The 3,050-nt window shown below is 68.9% G+C and carries 3 protein-coding genes; all 3 read right to left on the reverse strand.

Going from position 1 to position 3,050, the window contains the following annotated elements:
- Positions 1 to 141: 141 nt before the first annotated feature.
- Positions 142 to 1,500, reverse strand: coding sequence for a phosphoglucosamine mutase (gene glmM, locus HET64_RS37870; RefSeq protein WP_215111760.1), 1,359 nt, complete (start codon positions 1,498 to 1,500; stop codon positions 142 to 144).
- Positions 1,501 to 1,803: 303 nt separating this feature from the next.
- On the reverse strand, positions 1,804 to 2,331 hold the full coding sequence (gene rpsI / locus HET64_RS37875) for a 30S ribosomal protein S9 (RefSeq protein WP_007453146.1): 528 nt from the start codon (positions 2,329 to 2,331) through the stop codon (positions 1,804 to 1,806).
- A gap of 44 nt (positions 2,332 to 2,375) precedes the next feature.
- The gene (rplM, locus tag HET64_RS37880; protein ID WP_003966932.1) at positions 2,376 to 2,819 is read right to left on the reverse strand and encodes a 50S ribosomal protein L13; all 444 of its coding nucleotides are present in this window, start codon (positions 2,817 to 2,819) and stop codon (positions 2,376 to 2,378) included.
- Between the last annotated feature and the right edge of the window lie 231 nt (positions 2,820 to 3,050).

Genomic DNA, 3,050 nt, shown 5'->3' on the forward strand with positions numbered 1-3,050 from the left:
CCCCCGGCGTGACCACGCGACGACCACCCGGCACCGCACAGCGCACCCGCCCCCCGCAGGCCTCCGGCACAGCGCGCGAAAGCCCCCGGCGACCACGCGGACTCCTGTGATCGCCGGGGGCCTTTCCGCGAACGGCCGGGCTCAGCCCAGCGCGGACTTCACCACATCGGCCAGCCGGCCCGCGACGGCCCGCGCCTGCTCGATGTCGGCGGCCTCGACCATGACCCGCACCAGCGGCTCGGTGCCCGACTGACGCAGCAGTACGCGCCCGGTCTCGCCCAGCTCGCGCTCCGCCTCGACGACCGCGGTGGCCAGCTCGGACGAGGTGTTGACCCGGGTCTTGTCGACGTCGGGGACGTTGATCAGGACCTGCGGCAGGCGCTGCATGACGCCGGCCAGCTCCGCGAGGCCCCGGCCCGTGGCGGCGACGCGGGCGGCCAGCATCAGGCCGGTCAGCGTGCCGTCGCCGGTCGTGGCGTGGTCCAGGACGATGACGTGCCCGGACTGCTCACCGCCGAGCGCGAAGCCCTCGGCCTTCATCGACTCCAGGACGTAACGGTCGCCGACCGCCGTCTGGACGAGCCGGATGCCCTCGCGCTCCATGGCCAGCTTGAAGCCGAGGTTCGACATCACGGTGCCGACGACGGTGTCCTTGCGCAGCTGGCCGGCGTCCCGCATCGCGAGGGCGAGCACGGCGAGGATCTGGTCGCCGTCGACCTCATCGCCCGCCGCGTCCACGGCGAGGCAGCGGTCGGCGTCACCGTCGTGCGCGATGCCGAGGTCGGCCCCGTGCTCGACGACGGCGGCGCGCAGCAGCTCCAGGTGGGTGGAGCCGCAGCCGTCGTTGATGTTCAGCCCGTCCGGGTCCGCCCCGATGGTGACGACCTCGGCCCCGGCCCGCGCGAACGCCTCGGGCGAGACCCGGGCGGCGGCACCGTGCGCCTCGTCCAGGACGACCTTGAGACCGTCGAGCCGGTTGGGCAGGACGCCGATGAGGTGGGCGACGTACCGGTCGAAGCCCTCCGTGTAGTCGGTGACCCGGCCGACGCCGGCGCCGGTCGGGCGGCTCCACGGCTCACCGGTGCGGTGCTGCTCGTAGACCGTCTCGATCCGGTCCTCCAGCTCGTCGGCGAGCTTGTGGCCGCCGCGCGCGAAGAACTTGACGCCGTTGTCGGGCATCGCGTTGTGACTGGCGGAGAGCATCACGCCGATGTCCGCGCCGAGCGAGCCGGTCAGATACGCCACGGCGGGCGTCGGAAGGACACCGACGCGCAGCACGTCCACACCCGCGCTGGCCAGGCCCGCCACGACGGCGGCCTCCAGGAACTCTCCGGAGGCTCGCGGATCACGTCCGACCACGGCGGTCGGGCGATGGCCCGCGAAGGTGCCCGCCTCGGCGAGTACGTGCGCCGCCGCGACCGAGAGGCCGAGCGCGAGCTCGGCCGTCAGATCGGCGTTGGCGACACCGCGTACTCCGTCCGTACCGAAGAGTCGTCCCACTGGTGTCCTCCGAAGTGCTCCGAAACCACAAACAACCACTGCACAGCAAACGAAACGAACTGAGCAACCAAACAACGAAAGCAAGGAAAAAGCGCAAAAAGGCACGCCGGTCGGCATGGCGCGACCGACCTGACGGATGCCGAACGCCGGACGCCGGATGCGCGACGGCGCTCACCGGGCCGCGATCCCGCCCGGGCCGATGAACGTCTTATGCCGTTATACGCCCGCGAGCGTCGATAAACGAACGCCCCAGCGGCACAGAGTGTGCCGCCGGGGCGAACGTGACAGTCGAGCAGGCGATATTTAGCGCTTGCTGTACTGCGGGGCCTTACGGGCCTTCTTGAGACCGGCCTTCTTGCGCTCGACCGCACGGTCGTCGCGGGAGAGGAAGCCGGCCTTCTTCAGCGTGGCGCGGTTGTTGTCCACGTCCGCCTCGTTCAGCGAGCGGGCCACACCGAGGCGCAGGGCACCGGCCTGACCGGAGACACCGCCACCCGAGATGCGGGCCACGACGTCGTAGCGACCGTCGAGCTCGAGCACCTTGAAGGGCTCGTTGACTTCCTGCTGGTGCACCTTGTTGGGGAAGTAGTCCTCAAGGGTGCGACCGTTGATCTTCCACTTGCCGGTGCCCGGGATGATCCGGACGCGGGCGATGGCGTTCTTGCGACGGCCAAGGCCGGCCGCGGGCTGCGGGTCGCCGAAGCGGCCCGCGAGCGACTCGGAGGTGTACTCACCCTCGACGGGGACCTCGGACTCGAAGGTGGTCACCTCGGCAAAGGTCTCCTCGCCCTCGGTGCCCTCGACGGGGGTCTCAACAGTGGTCTCGGCCACGATGCTCCTCAGATCTTTCTGTATGTCTTAGGGGGTGGCCGGAACTACTGCGCGACCTGGGTGATCTCGAACGGGACCGGCTGCTGGGCAGCGTGCGGGTGCTGGTCGCCCGCGTAGACCTTGAGCTTCGAGAGCATCTGACGGCCCAGGGTGTTCTTGGGGATCATGCCCTTGATGGCCTTCTCGACGGCCTTCTCGGGGTTCTTCGCGAGAAGCTCGTCGTAGCGCACCGAACGGAGACCGCCCGGGAACCCGGAGTGGCGGTACGCCATCTTCTGGGTCTTCTTGTTGCCGGACAGGTGAACCTTGTCGGCGTTGATGATGATGACGAAGTCGCCCATGTCCATGTGGGGGGCGTAGATCGCCTTGTGCTTGCCTCGGAGGAGGTTCGCAGCCGTGGTGGCCAGACGGCCCAGGACGATGTCCTGAGCGTCAATGATGTGCCACTGGCGCGTGACATCGCCGGGCTTGGGGCTGTACGTACGCACTTCGCAGCCTTCGCTTCTTCAGTGGATGGGATCCAGACACACGGCACCTCTGAAGCGATATGCAGCTGGGGCTCACAATCGCCGGGGACGCTGCCCGTATGCGAGCCACTGGTAACTGCTCCAGGGAACCTACGTAAGGCCCTTCGCGTGAGAACGACGAAGCCAATACGTATAACAAACCGAGAGCCTACCGGGGACCCCCCGCACGGGTCAAAACGCCCCCGCCCCAGC

This window comes from Streptomyces sp. McG3, assembly GCF_018619185.1.
Taxonomy (GTDB): domain Bacteria; phylum Actinomycetota; class Actinomycetes; order Streptomycetales; family Streptomycetaceae; genus Streptomyces.